This is a genomic window from Bacillus sp. L_1B0_5, assembly GCF_000836715.1.
Taxonomy (GTDB): domain Bacteria; phylum Bacillota; class Bacilli; order Bacillales; family Bacillaceae_G; genus Bacillus_A; species Bacillus_A thuringiensis_S.
The window spans coordinates 1-15,050 of record NZ_JXIS01000014.1; the positions used below are offsets into that span (position 1 = coordinate 1).

The window sequence follows — 15,050 nt, forward strand, 5'->3', positions numbered from 1 at the left end:
AGTGGAAGAGCAACCAATGCAGCAAGTAGTGGTAGAGCAAGTACAAAAGCCAATTTCAAGTACAGAACCAAAAGAGAAAGCATATGTTGTCAATCAAAGAGAGAACGATATGCGAAATGTATTGCACACACCACCGACATATACTGTTCCGCCATTAGCGTTGTTGTCAATTCCACAGCAATCAACACTAGATAATACAGAGTGGTTAGATGAGCAAAAAGAATTATTAGATACAACGTTTAATAATTTTCATGTTGGAGCACATGTTATTAATGTATCGCAAGGGCCAGCAGTAACTCGTTTTGAAGTACAACCAGACCCAGGCGTGAAAGTAAATAAAATTACAAATTTAAGTGATGATATTAAGTTAAGTTTAGCTGCGAAAGATATTCGTATTGAAGCGCCGATTCCAGGAAAGAGTGCGATTGGAATTGAAGTTCCAAATAAAGAAAGTAAGCCGGTATTTCTTCGTGAGATTTTAAGAAGTCCTGTATTCACAAAGAGTGAATCGCCACTTACTGTTGCGCTTGGACTTGATATTTCAGGTGATCCAATTGTAACGGATATTCGGAAAATGCCGCACGGACTTATTGCGGGTGCAACGGGTTCAGGTAAAAGTGTGTGTATTAACGCGATTTTAACGAGTATTTTATATAAAGCGAAACCACATGAAGTAAAGTTAATGTTAATTGATCCGAAGATGGTTGAGCTTGCGCCATACAATTCTGTTCCGCATCTTGTAGCACCTGTTATTACGGATGTAAAAGCAGCGACAGCTGCGTTAAAGTGGGCAGTTGATGAAATGGAGCGTCGTTATGAATTGTTTGCTCATGCTGGTGCTCGTGATTTAACTCGCTATAATACAATTGTAAGCGAGCGAGATATTCCAGGTGAGACATTACCTTATATCGTTATCGTTATTGATGAGTTAGCCGATTTAATGATGGTAGCACCGGGTGATGTTGAGGAAGCGATTTGTCGTATTGCGCAAAAAGCACGTGCTTGTGGCATTCATTTATTAGTTGCGACGCAGCGTCCATCTGTAGATGTTATTACAGGTTTAATTAAATCAAATATTCCAACGCGTATTGCGTTTACTGTATCATCTCAAGTTGATTCACGTACGATTATCGATATTGGGGGCGCGGAAAAATTACTTGGCCGTGGTGATATGTTATTTTTAGGGAACGGCACATCTAAGCCAGTTCGTGTACAAGGTGTATATGTATCGGATGATGAGATTGAAAAAACAGTTGATCATGTGAGAAAGCAAATGAAGCCGAATTACTTATTTAAGCAAGAGGATTTATTAGCGAAAACAGAACAGGCTGAGTCGGAAGATGAGCTGTTCTTTGATGCATGTCAATTTGTTGTAGAACAAGGGGGAGCGTCCACATCTTCTGTACAGCGAAAATTCCGTATTGGTTATAATCGCGCAGCACGTCTCATTGAAGAGATGGAATCGCAAGGGATTATTTCTGAAGCGAGAGGAACTAAGCCGAGAGATGTCCTTATTTCTGAGGATGAATTTGCTGCTATGCAGGAAACGAATGTATAGTCCACGGTTTTGCTGTATACTAATAGAAAATGTTGGATAGTAAAGTAGGGAGTAAAGCGACATGAAAGAAATTGAATTAAAATTAAAAGGTGAAATAAATCGACTAACAAATAAAACATTTAAATTTGACGAACGCGTTGGGGAAGGTTGGTTCTCCGCCGTTTACTTTTTAAAAACTAGAGAAATTATTGAAGAATTTCGCCCGAAAAGTGTTGTAACGATGCAATTTTTCCAAAAAGAAAATGCAGTCCTTTGCGGAACAGATGAAGTGATTGCATTGCTGCAAACATTCGCTAAAAATCCTGAGGAACTTGAGATTCACTCTTTAAAAGATGGCGATAAAATTAGTCCATTTGAAACAGTGTTAACAATTCATGGTCCTTATGAGAATTTCGGATTTTTAGAAGGTGTAATTGATGGGATTTTAGCTCGTCGTACATCGGTTGCAACAAACGTATATAATGTTGTCCAAGCTGCACGTAGTGTAGATAAAGAAAAACCAGTTATTTTCATGGGAGATCGTGACGATCATTATACACAACAAGCTGGTGATGGTTATGCAGCATACATCGGAGGTATGAGCGCACAAGCGACGCATGCGATGAATGAATGGTGGGGCAGAAGTGGTATGGGAACAATGCCTCACGCATTAATTCAAATGTTTAATGGTGATGTTGTAGAAGCGGCAAAAGCATATCATAAGAAATTCCCAGAAGATGAATTAGTTGTACTCATTGATTACAATAATGATGTTATTACAGATGCACTTCGTGTAGCGCGTGAATTTGGATCAACATTAAAAGGTGTGCGTGTAGATACGTCTCGCACAATGATTGATCAATACTTTATTCGCCACCCAGAAGTACTTGGAACATTTGATCCACGTGGTGTAAACCCATCGCTCGTATTTGCACTTCGCAAGGCGCTTGATGAAGAAGGATTCCAGCATGTAGACATCGTTGTAACTGGTGGATTTGATGAAAAGCGTATTCGTGAATTTGAAGCTCAAAAGGTACCTGTTGACATATACGGGGTAGGAAGTAGCTTGTTAAAAATGAATATTGGCTTTACTGGTGATAATGTAGAGTTAAATGGGAAACCAGAAGCAAAAGCTGGTCGTAAATATCGTCCAAACCCACGTTTAGAGCGTGTTCAATTAGAAAAAAGAGAAGATATGTAAAAGAGAGAAAAGCTGATAGGTGATTGACCCTATCAGTTTTTCTGTTATCATAGTATAGCGGCTTCTTTTTTGCTATAATGGACTTGTTATGGACATATAAAGAAGTACGTACGAGTTTATCCTGATAAGTGAAGGGAAAGAATAACTTCACTACATCAAAAATGTATGATGATTACCAAAATAAGAAAAGATTCATATACTGTCTTATAGATAGGCCGTTGTATTAGTTCGAAATGTTGGAGGTTCTTTAAGATGACAGTTTACCATTTTGTAGGAATTAAAGGAACAGGAATGAGTTCATTAGCGCAAATTCTTCATGATATGAAGCATACTGTTCAAGGGTCTGATTATGAAAAGCGTTTCTTTACACAAACAGCGTTGGAAAAGCGTAGTATCTCGATCCTTCCTTTTGATAAGAATAATGTAGAAGAAGGACAAGTGATTATTGCAGGAAATGCATTTCCTGATACGCATGAAGAAATCGTAGCAGCAAAAGAATTAAACATCCCAGTACATCGCTACCATCACTTCTTAGGTGACCTGATGAGCCAATACACAAGTGTTGCTGTAACTGGTGCACATGGAAAAACATCAACAACAGGTTTGTTAGCCCATGTAATGCAAGGCGCACATCCGACATCTTACCTTATTGGAGATGGAACAGGGCATGGGGTAGAAAATAGTAAGTATTTTGTATTTGAAGCTTGTGAGTATCGTCGTCATTTCTTGTCTTACAATCCAGACTATGCAATTATGACGAATATTGATTTTGATCATCCAGATTATTTTACAGACATCAATGATGTATTCAATGCATTCCAAGAGATGGCATTGCAAGTGAAAAAAGGCATTATTGCATGTGGAGATGATGAAGAACTTCAAAAAATTCAAGCGAAAGTACCTGTTATTTTCTATGGATTTGGAGAAGATAATGATTTCCAAGCACGTAATATCCAAAAGAGAACAGATGGTACTATTTTCGATGTATTCGTTCGTAATACGTACTATGACACGTTCAAAATTACAGGATACGGCAACCACAGCGTATTAAATGCATTAGCAGTAATCGCGCTTTGCCATTATGAAAACGTTGATGTAGAAGCAGTTAAGCATCAGCTAACAACTTTTGAAGGCGTAAAACGTCGCTTTAATGAAAAGCCAATGGGAGAGCAAGTTATTATCGATGACTACGCACACCATCCGACAGAAATTAATGCAACGATTGAAGCAGCTCGTCAAAAGCATCCAGAGCGTGAAGTTGTCGCTGTATTCCAGCCGCACACATTCTCACGTACAGAAAAGTTCTTAGATGAGTTCGCTGAAAGCTTAAGCAAAGCTGACCAAGTATACTTATGTGATATTTTCGGATCAGCACGCGAAAACAAAGGTGAATTAACAATTGAAGATCTGCAAAAGCGTATTGACGGTGCAGAACTAATTACAGATACAACAACGGATGTATTAAAGAAACATAAAAACGGCGTTCTAATTTTCATGGGCGCAGGCGACATCCAAAAATTCGAAGCAGCTTACGTAAAAGAAGTTCAAGTTGCAGAGAAGTAAGAAAAAAGACGCATAGCGGTGGCTGTGCGTCTTTTTTTGTTGTGTTCGATATATTTTAAAAAGCGTTGATATGTTGGTATTGTTTATTCTTTTTGTAGAGCTGTTTTAATAAAACGATATATAGTGAACTAAAAAGTACATATCCAATTAAATAATAGAATGAAAACATATCGAATTGTTTTGTTATGATGATGCGAATCGCGAAAAATGCAAATGGAAGAGCGATTAAAAAGCTAGTACTAAAGGAAATCACTGTTTTAAAAAATTTTAATAAATGCGTATTCCAATGGGTTTCTCTACAGATGAACCAAATGTTACTTGCGATAAAGGCTAGTACAAATGGTAAATTAGCTGAAATGTTTATAAAACCAAGTGCGATAGGTACTGATAAAGCCCCAAGTGGAGCGATTGATAGACCTGTAAAATATTTAATAAATGTATTTGTAGATTGCTGTGCATTTTGAATAACATCTGTATATTCACCTGCAATTTCCTGTGCTAATTCTTTTGGAGGAAGAAATTCTTCAATGACTTGTGAAGGGATGATTTCTAATGGTATCTCTTCACTTTCTTTACTTAATGCATTTTCATATAAATCGGATTTAATTTCTAGCATATGTTGTTCTCTCGCTGATGTAGGTAAGTTCATTAAACCTTTGTGAAGGTCATCTAAGAAAGAAGCAATGAGTTCGTTTGAAAAGAATTGTTCCTTGTTCATTTTTTATCCTCTCCTTTAGCTAGTAACATTAGAGCATGATACACTGCATCATAATCATGTAAGCGACTATTTAAAATTTCTCTCCCTTCATCTGTAATTCGATAGTATTTTCTTTTTGGACCATCACCGGACTCTTCCCAATAGGAAATAGCCCAATTGTTTTTCGTGATTCGATTTAATATAGGGTAAATCGAACCGTTCGGGATATGAAACACAGGGATATCTTGTAAGGCACTTGTAATTTCGTATCCATACATAGGTTGTTTGCTTATTAAAGACAAAATAGCGAGATCAAAAACACCTTTACGTAATTGAATTATAAAATTATCATTTTTTTCCATACTTTAACTATATATGATTCGTATCTAGATATCAATCATATATAGTTGTTGTTCTGATATCAAACTGAAAAAAGTGTGAACATTTAACATTTTTTATCCGTAAATGTTAGAATAATAAGAAAACTAAAAAGGGGACTAAAAAGCATGTTCACACTCCGAGTAGATGACGAAATCGAACTACAATTACTAGAAAAACATCATAAAGAGGAATTATATCAATTATTAGATCAAAACCGTAATCATTTACGAAAATGGCTCCCTTGGGTAGATGGGACAAAATCTGCTGATGCTTATGATGAGATTTTTCCGATGTGGTTAAAAAAGTTTGCAGAGGGAGACGGTTTTGAAAGTGGTATACGTTACAAAGGAAAGCTCGTTGGGATGGTAGGCATTCATCCAGTGAGCTGGGGGAAGAAAGCGACGAGTCTTGGGTATTATCTTGCAGAAGATGCTGGCGGGAAAGGTATTATGACGCGTAGCGTAAAGGCTGTACTTCACTATGCATTTGAAAATTTAAAGCTGAATAAAATTGAAATTCGTTGCGGTGTTGGAAATGCGAAAAGCCGCGCAATTCCAGAACGTTTAGGATTTAAGTTAGATGGTATTTTACGAGATGAAGAATGGTTATATGATCATTTCCATGATATCGCTGTATATAGTTTATTAGCTTCAGAGTGGAAAGAAATTCGATGAACGAGAAAATTCGTATTGTTCCGTATGAAAGTACGTTTCAAGAGGAAGTAGTAGATCTTATCGTTCATATTCAGCAAAAAGAGTATAATGTTCCCATTACGAAAGAAGAGCAACCTGATTTACTTGAAATAGAAACATTCTATCAAAAGGATCACGGAAACTTTTGGGTAGCAATTTATGATGGGAAAGTAGTTGGAACAGTAGCTTTATTAGATATTGAGAATCTTCAAGTAGCGCTAAGAAAAATGTTCGTGAAGAAAGAGTTTCGCGGAAAAGAATGGGGCGCGTCACATATGTTGCTTCAAACAGCAATTTCATGGGCTGAGGGTAAAAAATTGAAAGATATTTACTTAGGAACAACAGTAAAATTTTTAGCGGCACATCGTTTTTATGAAAAGAATGGTTTTCAAAGTGTGAGTATAGATCAGTTGCCGAAAAATTTTCCAGTGTTACAGGTAGATAAGAAATTTTATAGGTACATTGTGTAAAAGGTCATTTAGAAATGGCCTTTTTCTATGAACTAAAATGGAAATAGTGGTATAATTTGGATTAGGGGGTGTAGGTATGAACTTTCCAATTCAAAGAAGTAAGTCAGTAGTCATTTTTGTTTGTCTTACGTTAGCTTTTATGTTTATATATCCAATTGTCATGCTTTTTACTAATAAAGCGCATTGGATATCGGCGTTGATTGGGATGGGTTTATGCTTCATTGTAAATGTCCCGCTCGTTTGGGAAGTATTTATTAAAAAACATAAAGTAGAAAATGGTGTATTAAAGTACGGTGTTTTAAATGACGATATTGTATTGAAAGAGATAAGAATAATTCGTCAAGTTGGGAAATCACTTGAAATTACGACGAATGCATATAAAGTACATATAATTGCGATGCCACAAGATATGAATGAATTTTTAGCGCTTATCGAGAAAGAAAATTCACATGTTAAAATAGAAATGGCAGGTAAGAAATGAAATATATAAAACCTTTGTTTTGCTTGGAAATTTTGCTGGTGTTTGCTATCTGCACTAGGGTAAATATGAAATGGAACCTGCCTTTATATGTACCAATATTAATAGGTACTATCGCAGTGGCACTTTTATATTATTTTCATTTTCAGCAAACAAAAAGTAAGAAAAGTGGCTCGACATAGAGTGAGGATAATAAAAAAACGCTCGGATATAATTCCGAGCGTTTTTTATTATTTTAAGTTCTCTGGGTTTAAAGCTTCTAGTTCAGGTACAACGAAGCATCCGTCTTTACGGATTAGTACGTCGTCGAAGTAAATTTCGCCGCCGCCGTATTCAGGGCGTTGGATGCATACTAAGTCCCAATGGATGTTCGAGTTGTTACCATTCCATGCATCGTCGTAAGCTTGTCCAGGAGTGAAGTGGAAGCTGCCATCGATTTTTTCATCGAATAGGATATCTCCCATTGGATGTAAGATGTATGGGTTTACGCCGATTGCGAACTCACCAACGTAGCGTGCGCCTTCGTCTGTATCGAAGATTTTGTTAATGCGTTCTGAATCGTTTGCAGTTGCTTCAACGATTTGACCGTTCTCGAACTTAAGTTGTACATTTTCAAATGTATAACCGTTGTAAGGAGATGGTGTGTTGTAAGAAACTGTACCGTTAACAGAGTCACGAACTGGTGCAGAGTATACTTCACCATCTGGAATGTTTAAATGACCTGAGCATTTAATTGCTGGAATGTCTTTAATAGAGAATGTTAAGTCAGTTCCAGGGCCAGTTAAACGAACTTTATCTGTTTTATTCATTAATGTAACAAGGCTATCCATCGCCTTATCCATTTTACCGTAGTCTAAGTTACATACTTCAAAGTAGAAGTCTTCGAAAGCTTCTGTACTCATTTTAGCAAGCTGTGCCATAGAAGCATTTGGGTAGCGAAGAACAACCCAGCGTGTTTTTGGAACGCGAATGTCTCTATGAACTTTTTTACCAACTGTTTGGCCATGAACTTTCATACGCTCACTTGGAACGTCAGCTTGTTCATTAATATTATCGCCAGAGCGAAGACCGATATAAGCGTCCATGTCTTTCATTACGCTTGCTTCATACGCAGCGATTTGTTCGAAATGTTCTTCAGTAGCACCCATTAATAAAGAGCGATCTACTTGATGATCTTTTAAAGAGACGAATGGGAAACCACCAGCTGCATATGCTTCTTTTACAAGTGCAGTTACAAGTTCTTTTTGTAAGCCAAAGTTTTCAATTAATACTTTTTCACCTTTTTGTAAGCGGATAGAGTAGTTAATTAAATTGTATGCTAACTTTTCAATACGTGGATCTTTCATATGTAAAGCCTCCCTACTAATTATGTATCCTCTCCTATTGTAACCTACTTAGTGGAATTTGTTGAATGATTTATGTTACAGTTAACGAATAAGTATGAAAATTCTAATGATGAGATAGGGATTAGAATGAAACGGAAAATGATTGTATAATAGGGGAAAGTATGAAAAAGATAAAGGAAGTGATGAAATGCAAGTTCTTTTATATGTAAGTGCGGCTATTATCGCGGTTGCTTTCGCAGTATTAGTAGTGTATGTATGCAGAACGTTGTTATCGGTTCAGAAGACGTTAGAAAACGTTGCAAGCACGTTAGAAGGTTTAGAAAAACAAATGCAAGGAATTAGCGTAGAGACAGAGCAATTATTACATAAAACGAATGCGTTAGCTGATGATATTCAACAGAAGTCACAGTCATTAAATAAAGTGGTAGCGGGTGTAGATGGGATTGGAACGACAATCCAATCTTTAAATACGAAGCTTCGTAATGTATCAGACTCTGTAACGGACGAAATTGAAAATAACGCTGATAAAGTAGCGCAAGTTGTACAGTGGAGCAGTGCGGCGATTGAAGTATACAATCATTACCGTGCGTCGAGACAAGAGAAGAAGGTTGAAAAAGAAGAGCGTAAATTAGAAAGAATTGAGAAAAACGCTGAAAAGAAAGAGAAGCGCTCTAGATTTCGTATGAGAGGTGAATCGTGATGAATATGACAAAGCTTGAAACAATTGAAGAGCTTGAAGTCTTAGTAGAAAAGAATGAGCCGTATGTTCTTTTTAAACATAGTACGACATGCCCGATTAGTCACGGTGCATACACAGAATTTCAAGCGTATTGCAGTGAAGAAAGAGAAGTGCCAGCGTATTACTTATACGTACAAGATGCGAGAGATGTGTCAAATCGTGTTGCAGAACAATACAGTATTAGACATGAATCACCGCAAGTGTTATACATAAAAGATGGGATGGTAGTATGGAATACGTCTCATTGGAATATTAAAAAAGATGCTTTAGAAGAGAATATAAAGTAAAAAGAAGCAAGCTAAAGGTGCTTGCTTCTTTTTTTTGTTTTTGTTGAAATATATTTAGTGGTACACTATTAATAGTTCAAACTAAATAACTAGATTGTTGAAAGTAGGTTTTAAGTAATGAAGAAAATGGCATTATCCTTCGCAGTCGTAAGTTTATTACTGGGAGCTTGTAGTAACAATAGTAATACGATTAGTAAGAAGGATGAAGTTATACAAAAAGATACAAAAGAAAAAAGTATGATTCCGAGAACTGCTGTTTCTAAAGATTATTATAGAACTGTTATTCCTTTAAAAGAACAAAAGGTTATAAATACAGCTAATATAAAAACAAATTCTAAATTAGATTTAGCAGAGTATGAAAATGGTTTAATAAATATTGCAACGCAGCAATTTGATACAGAGAGTCACGTACTGCAATTAAATCAGTATATTCCAGAGAAACTAATTGATGAACTAGTTGCGAAAGTAGAAGCGCCAGTTTTGACGAATATTATAGAACAAGACTATTTCGGAAAACAGAATTCAAATGAATTAAGTTTATCTGGTGTTATGATTGGCTTAGCTATGTCTTCAAGTGTATCTAATGAAGAAGCTATGTCTAAAGGATCTGAAGTTGCTAAACAACTTATTGAAGCTATTAACAAAAATGATAAATATAACAAATCTCCAATTACGTTTGCTATCTTTAAGCAAGAAAGTACAAGTTCTTTAAAAAATGGTACGTATATCGCTAGTGCTACTGTTCAAAAGAATGATACGAACCTTGGAAATTGGAGTACAATTGATGAAAAGTCGTATTCATATCCTTCTGATGAATTTACACAAGCACATGGAGAAGATAATACAAAAATAACTAACTTTGCTAAGGAAATAAAAGGTTTTTCTACTGGAGATTTTATTCCAGTCAACGCAAAAGTTTCTTATAAGAAAGATCAAATGGATACATTAAATATGAATATTGTTATTAAATATAACGGTAAAACAGAATTAATGGCTCTTACCCAATTGGCTGCTCAAGGTATGTTGGACAAATTGCCTAAAGATGCGAAAGTACAATTACAGATTAAGTCCGAGAGTAAAATTGAGGCCGTTATTATAAAAGAGAAAAACAGTGATAAACCGTTTGTTTCCTTCTTGTAAAAAAGACAGTATGTAAACTGTCTTTTTTTTATTTTAAATGAAAATATACAACGTTTTTTGATGGTAATTCATTGCTGTATATCGTGTGATAATCGTATATGTATCAGCTATGATAAGTTATCTTAAAAAAGTAATATATAGGAATTTGAAAGAGGTGGCTTTCTTATGACATCACAACAACTAGGTCGTTTACGTTCTGAAATTGATCAACTTAATTTACAAATATTGGAGTTACTAAACGAAAGAGGTCGTCTCGTACAAGAAGTTGGTACTTTAAAAGAAGTATAAGGTGTGAAACGTTTTGATCCTGTACGTGAAAGAAATATGCTGGATTTAATTGTAGAGAATAATAATGGTCCATTTGAAACTTCGACTTTACAACATATTTTCAAACAAATTTTTTAAGCTGGTTTAGAGTTACAAGAAGAAGATCATCGTAAAGCACTACTTGTGTCTTGTAAGAAAAAAATAGAAGATACGATTGTTGAAATTAATGCGTGGTGGTGCGTTCAAGCCACATACTTCACCGTATGATTTTCAAGGTCTTGGATTAGCAGGATTACAAATTTTACGCCAAGTAGCAGATGAATATGATTTGGCTGTTATTAGTGAAATTTTAAATCCAAATGATATTGAGATGTCATTAGATTACGTTGATGTTATTCAAATTGGCGCTCGCAATATGCAAAACTTTGATTTGCTAAGGGCAGCCGGTGCTGTAAATAAACGAGTATTATTAAAACGTGGTCTATCAGCAACGATTGAAGAATTCATTAATGCGGCAGAATATATTATGGCAAAGGGAAATGGGAACATTATTTTATGTGAACGAGGTATTCGCACGTATGAAAGAGTGACGCGTAAGACGCTTGATATTTCCGCTGTACCGATTTTAAAGAAAGAAACACATTTACCTGTTGTTGTCGATGTAACGCATTCTACAGGGCGACGTGACCTTCTCTTATCAACTGCAAAAGCAGCGATGGCAATTGGTGCAGACGCAATTATGGCTGAAGTACATCCAAATCCCGCTGTAGCTTTATCAGATGCGGCGCAGCAAATGAATATTCCGCAGTTCAATGATTTTATGAATGAATTAAAATTATTTGGAAGCAAATTATAAAAACTTTTAATGAGCTGTTCCAAAAAGGCATTTTGGAACAGCTTTCTCTTATTGTATAGAGACTGTCATTGTCGGTTTTTGTTGGTAAGTTGATATATTTAAAAAATCGCTGATATAATTAGAGTTGTGGTCGATATATTTGGAAAATCGCTGATATATTCCGAGTTACGGTTCATATATTCGAAAAATCGCCGATATAAATTTCATTTACTATCGTACTGCTTAAAATAAGATTTCTACTTAGGAAACATCTATTTTTTTACAAAAAATGCTCTTTTTTCATAAAAAATACGAAAATACGAGAAAAGAAGCGAATTTTTTCGAAACTTTTGCGGGAAAATATTGTATGAGCCTGCGTTTTTATCGTATCATTAGTAAAAGGAAGAACTCGGGACGATTGGTGGCATCTGCAAATAGAGTTGATGTCTTTTTTTCATTCAAGTAACCGATACATAAAAATAGATAACAAAAATAGAAGGAGTGTGCGATGAGATGAACGTAACAATCTATGATGTAGCGCGCGAAGCGAACGTTTCAATGGCTACCGTATCACGCGTTGTGAACGGTAACCCAAATGTAAAGCCTACAACAAGAAAGAAAGTATTAGAAGCAATTGATCGTTTAGGATACCGCCCAAATGCGGTAGCACGTGGACTAGCAAGTAAGAAGACAACTACAGTAGGTGTTATTATTCCTGATATCTCAAATACGTTTTATGCAGAACTTGCACGTGGAATTGAAGATATCGCAACAATGTACAAATATAACATCATTTTAAGTAACTCTGACCAAAACAAAGAGAAAGAGTTCCATTTATTAAATACGATGCTTGGAAAACAAGTGGACGGAATTGTTTTCATGGGTGAAGATATTACAGACATTCACATTGAAGAATTTAAAAAATCTCCAGTACCAATTGTATTAGCAGCGTCATTCGATGAGCAAAATGAAACGCCATCAGTAAATATTGATTATACACAAGCAGCTTACGATGCAATGAAGCACTTTATTGAGCAAGGACATAAGCGTATCGGTTTCGTCTCTGGTCCATTCATTGATAAAGCGGGAAGCGCGAAGAAGTTACAAGGTTATAAAAAAGCTTTAGAAGAAGAAGGTATTTCATATGATGAAAATCTTGTAATCGATGGAGATTACACATATGACTCAGGTATCGAAGCATTCGAAAAGCTTTGGAGCAATGATGAAAAGCCAACAGCAATCTTCGTATCTTCTGATGAAATGGCACTAGGTGTAATCCATGCAGCACAAGACGCTGGATTAAACGTACCAACTGATGTAGAAGTACTTGGTTTCGATAATACACGCCTTGCATTAATGGTTCGTCCGCAACTTTCAACAGTTGTACAACCGATGTATGATATCGGTGCAGTAGCAATGCGTCTATTAACAAAGTATATGAACAAAGAAAAAGTGGAAGATCACACTGTTATCTTACCTCACCGTATCCAATTTAGAGATTCAACGAAGTAAGTATAAAAAAGCTCACAGCGATTGCTGTGAGCTTTTATTCATATTCAGGATAATATTTTTCAATTACTGTATCTACAGTTTCATTTTTCTTAACGTGTAAAAATCTTGCGTACAATTCTTTTCCAGTTTCAAATGGCGTATCGTCTAATTCAAACACATGTAACACTTTTCGGAACGTCCATGTGATTTGCTCATCATACATATTATCGTATGTGTGCTCCGATTGTATAGCTATCTTTTCACTTAGTTCATGAGCTTCTTCTAAACTGTTTGCTTTAACAAGAATAATACTTTCTTCAAAAAGTGTATCGTGATTCTCTTCATAATGCTCATCAATTTTCGTAGGATCAGGTTGACCAGAATGAACAGACTCAAACAATAATTTTACAGCGTACATATTATGCTGCATGTTTCACTTTATAAATCATACTTGCGACAAGCGAAGCAGGTATTGTAAATACGTTACTTTGATAATGGTAATGTACTTGGGATTCTTCATAAGACATGTTGTCATATAGTTCGTTTTGTGAGACACTCATTTTTTTCTGTTTTTCTTTGAGCATTTTAATGTAGTTGTACTGTATTGGGACGAGAATGATGAAATAAGCTAATACGATTAGTGAAATCCAAATCATTATGAACACTCCCTTACAAAGAATATTTGTATATGGTAATTATATCAATTTATATGAAAAATATCCATATTTTCCTAGTGGTCAATTTCCTTTCCAAAATGCAAAAAGTTCTTCAGGACTTCGTAAATTATGTTCAAGGCATGTTTGGGCAGTGCGTTTAAAGCTTTGTATTAATTGTTCTAACCTAGAAGGATCATATTGTTTCACATTGCCAGTAATAATAGTTTCATCTTTGTCTAAGTTAAGTGATACTTTTAGCAAAGTTAAATTTGTTTCTATTTGTACAACTTCCATGTAAAAAAACTTTTTGTCTAAGTCAATTGTAATATAATCATATCGCTCTACTTGTTTAAAGTATCCTACAATATTATCTTCCAATTGAAATCCTCCCTAGTATATCGCTTATTTGGAAGATTTCTCTATAGATTGTATGATTCCTTGTTATATGTCACATAAGTGCAAATTTAACTATTATAGGGCAATGTCATGTATAATAGAAGAAAAGGCTTGTGAGGGGGGAGAAGAGATGATCGTTCTTTGGATAATTACGCTTTGTATGACTGCTATTTTTGCATATATGACGTTAAAACAAAATGGCTTAAAGCGGTTTGTTCCAGGAAGTATTCTTGCAGGAATTGCCCTTATCACGTATGTAATTTCTATTTTTATTGAAAGTGTATCAGTAGATATGAGCACAAGTTTAATGTTTATTGGTATTACACTATTTGCAGGTAGCATTATGGTACTTATGGTTGCTGGTATTATTTTATTTATTCATATGAATTCGGAAACGTTATAACATATAGAAAAGGCATGTCCCTTGGGACATGCCTTTTTATCCGTTCAATTATGCTCTATCTTTAGAAGAATTTTGTTGCTTTAATAAGTCGCGAATTTCGCCAAGAAGAACTTCTTCTTTTGTTGGTTCTGGAATTTCTTCCTCTTTTTCGTCTTCTTTTTTAGATGTTAGTTTGTTGAAAACTTTAATAAACATAAAGATAGAAGCTGCGATAATCAAGAAATCAAAAATTGTTTGGATGAAGTTACCATACATAACAGCTGATTTACCATATCCAAAGTGTAAGTCTGTAAAGTTAACGCCACCTAATACCATACCAAGTAATGGTGTAATAATGTCTTTTACTAAAGAACTAACGATTTTACCGAATGCAGCACCGATTACAACCCCGACAGCTAAATCAACGACATTCCCTTTGAAAGCAAACTTTTTAAACTCGTTCCACATGTGTTAATCCCATCCTTTCCACGA

At 35.5% G+C, this 15,050-nt stretch carries 19 protein-coding genes and 1 pseudogene; 13 read left to right on the plus strand and 7 right to left on the minus strand.

Translation table 11 applies throughout. The annotated features are described in order from the left end of the window. From RT27_RS04160 to murC, 3 genes are all read left to right on the plus strand, one after another. Positions 1–1,558 (plus strand): DNA translocase FtsK (locus tag RT27_RS04160; RefSeq protein ID WP_043935377.1); only part of this gene is annotated, 1,558 nt, incomplete at its 5' end. 61 nt (positions 1,559–1,619) lie between these two features. Continuing rightward, complete coding sequence (locus tag RT27_RS04165) at positions 1,620–2,738, plus strand: nicotinate phosphoribosyltransferase (protein WP_016080041.1); 1,119 nt, start codon at positions 1,620–1,622, stop codon at positions 2,736–2,738. Positions 2,739–2,990: 252 nt separating this feature from the next. Further along, positions 2,991–4,301: a UDP-N-acetylmuramate--L-alanine ligase gene (gene murC / locus RT27_RS04170; RefSeq protein WP_029443433.1), complete on the plus strand. Its 1,311-nt coding sequence runs from the start codon at positions 2,991–2,993 to the stop codon at positions 4,299–4,301. 55 nt (positions 4,302–4,356) lie between these two features. Here the strand turns inward: murC and RT27_RS04175 are convergent, their stop codons facing one another. Both RT27_RS04175 and RT27_RS04180 read right to left on the minus strand, forming a co-directional pair. Further along, entirely contained in the window at positions 4,357–5,019 is a 663-nt protein-coding gene (locus tag RT27_RS04175; RefSeq protein ID WP_043935379.1) for a hypothetical protein, read from the minus strand. Beyond that, complete coding sequence (locus tag RT27_RS04180; RefSeq protein WP_043935380.1) at positions 5,016–5,360, minus strand: PadR family transcriptional regulator; 345 nt, start codon at positions 5,358–5,360, stop codon at positions 5,016–5,018. The genes RT27_RS04175 and RT27_RS04180 overlap by 4 nt, the downstream gene beginning before the upstream one ends. 144 nt (positions 5,361–5,504) lie before the next feature. Between RT27_RS04180 and RT27_RS04185 the strand changes: the two genes are divergently transcribed. The 4 genes from RT27_RS04185 to RT27_RS35690 all read left to right on the plus strand — a co-directional run bounded on the left by RT27_RS04185 (position 5,505) and on the right by RT27_RS35690 (position 7,201). Next, a complete protein-coding gene (locus RT27_RS04185; protein WP_000494681.1) occupies positions 5,505–6,053 on the plus strand; it encodes a GNAT family protein in 549 nt (182 codons plus the stop codon). Continuing rightward, the gene (locus tag RT27_RS04190) at positions 6,050–6,541 is read left to right on the plus strand and encodes a GNAT family N-acetyltransferase (protein WP_043935381.1); all 492 of its coding nucleotides are present in this window, start codon (positions 6,050–6,052) and stop codon (positions 6,539–6,541) included. The genes RT27_RS04185 and RT27_RS04190 overlap by 4 nt, the downstream gene beginning before the upstream one ends. A 76-nt stretch (positions 6,542–6,617) precedes the next feature. Then, entirely contained in the window at positions 6,618–7,022 is a 405-nt protein-coding gene (locus tag RT27_RS04195; RefSeq protein WP_016080047.1) for a PH domain-containing protein, read from the plus strand. Continuing rightward, a complete protein-coding gene (locus RT27_RS35690; RefSeq protein ID WP_048563696.1) occupies positions 7,019–7,201 on the plus strand; it encodes a hypothetical protein in 183 nt (60 codons plus the stop codon). Before RT27_RS04195 ends, RT27_RS35690 begins: the two co-directional genes overlap by 4 nt. 48 nt (positions 7,202–7,249) lie before the next feature. On the opposite strand, the gene RT27_RS04200 is transcribed toward RT27_RS35690, so the two are convergent. Beyond that, positions 7,250–8,365, minus strand: coding sequence for an aminopeptidase (locus RT27_RS04200; protein WP_043935382.1), 1,116 nt, complete (start codon positions 8,363–8,365; stop codon positions 7,250–7,252). A gap of 187 nt (positions 8,366–8,552) precedes the next feature. On the opposite strand from RT27_RS04200, the gene RT27_RS04205 reads away from it, so the two are divergent. The 5 genes and pseudogenes from RT27_RS04205 to ccpA all read left to right on the plus strand — a co-directional run bounded on the left by RT27_RS04205 (position 8,553) and on the right by ccpA (position 13,145). Then, a complete protein-coding gene (locus RT27_RS04205) occupies positions 8,553–9,065 on the plus strand; it encodes a DUF948 domain-containing protein (protein WP_001197721.1) in 513 nt (170 codons plus the stop codon). Continuing rightward, positions 9,065–9,391 carry a bacillithiol system redox-active protein YtxJ gene (gene ytxJ, locus RT27_RS04210; protein ID WP_001057469.1) on the plus strand — a complete coding sequence of 109 codons (327 nt, stop codon included), beginning with the start codon at positions 9,065–9,067 and terminating at the stop codon, positions 9,389–9,391. Before RT27_RS04205 ends, ytxJ begins: the two co-directional genes overlap by 1 nt. Before the next feature lie 117 nt (positions 9,392–9,508). After that, positions 9,509–10,531: a CamS family sex pheromone protein gene (locus RT27_RS04215; protein ID WP_016080048.1), complete on the plus strand. Its 1,023-nt coding sequence runs from the start codon at positions 9,509–9,511 to the stop codon at positions 10,529–10,531. Positions 10,532–10,696: 165 nt separating this feature from the next. Beyond that, positions 10,697–11,654 (plus strand): annotated as a pseudogene (locus tag RT27_RS04230) (bifunctional 3-deoxy-7-phosphoheptulonate synthase/chorismate mutase). Between the two features lie 492 nt (positions 11,655–12,146). Then, positions 12,147–13,145 (plus strand): catabolite control protein A, encoded by a 999-nt coding sequence (gene ccpA / locus RT27_RS04235; RefSeq protein ID WP_001103303.1) that lies wholly within the window; start codon positions 12,147–12,149, stop codon positions 13,143–13,145. Positions 13,146–13,179: 34 nt separating this feature from the next. Here ccpA and RT27_RS04240 read toward each other — a convergent pair whose 3' ends face one another. The 3 genes from RT27_RS04240 to RT27_RS04250 form a co-directional block, all read right to left on the minus strand. Beyond that, positions 13,180–13,542 carry a DUF4288 domain-containing protein gene (locus RT27_RS04240; RefSeq protein WP_043935423.1) on the minus strand — a complete coding sequence of 121 codons (363 nt, stop codon included), beginning with the start codon at positions 13,540–13,542 and terminating at the stop codon, positions 13,180–13,182. Position 13,543: 1 nt separating this feature from the next. Beyond that, complete coding sequence (locus RT27_RS04245; RefSeq protein WP_043935383.1) at positions 13,544–13,780, minus strand: DUF3949 domain-containing protein; 237 nt, start codon at positions 13,778–13,780, stop codon at positions 13,544–13,546. Positions 13,781–13,861: 81 nt separating this feature from the next. Beyond that, entirely contained in the window at positions 13,862–14,158 is a 297-nt protein-coding gene (locus RT27_RS04250) for a hypothetical protein (RefSeq protein ID WP_043935384.1), read from the minus strand. Between the two features lie 148 nt (positions 14,159–14,306). Here RT27_RS04250 and RT27_RS04255 point away from each other — a divergent pair, with 148 nt between their 5' ends. Further along, positions 14,307–14,579 (plus strand): DUF3917 domain-containing protein, encoded by a 273-nt coding sequence (locus tag RT27_RS04255; RefSeq protein ID WP_000636589.1) that lies wholly within the window; start codon positions 14,307–14,309, stop codon positions 14,577–14,579. A gap of 48 nt (positions 14,580–14,627) precedes the next feature. On the opposite strand, the gene mscL is transcribed toward RT27_RS04255, so the two are convergent. Next, the gene (mscL, locus tag RT27_RS04260) at positions 14,628–15,026 is read right to left on the minus strand and encodes a large conductance mechanosensitive channel protein MscL (RefSeq protein WP_000267015.1); all 399 of its coding nucleotides are present in this window, start codon (positions 15,024–15,026) and stop codon (positions 14,628–14,630) included. Between the last annotated feature and the right edge of the window lie 24 nt (positions 15,027–15,050).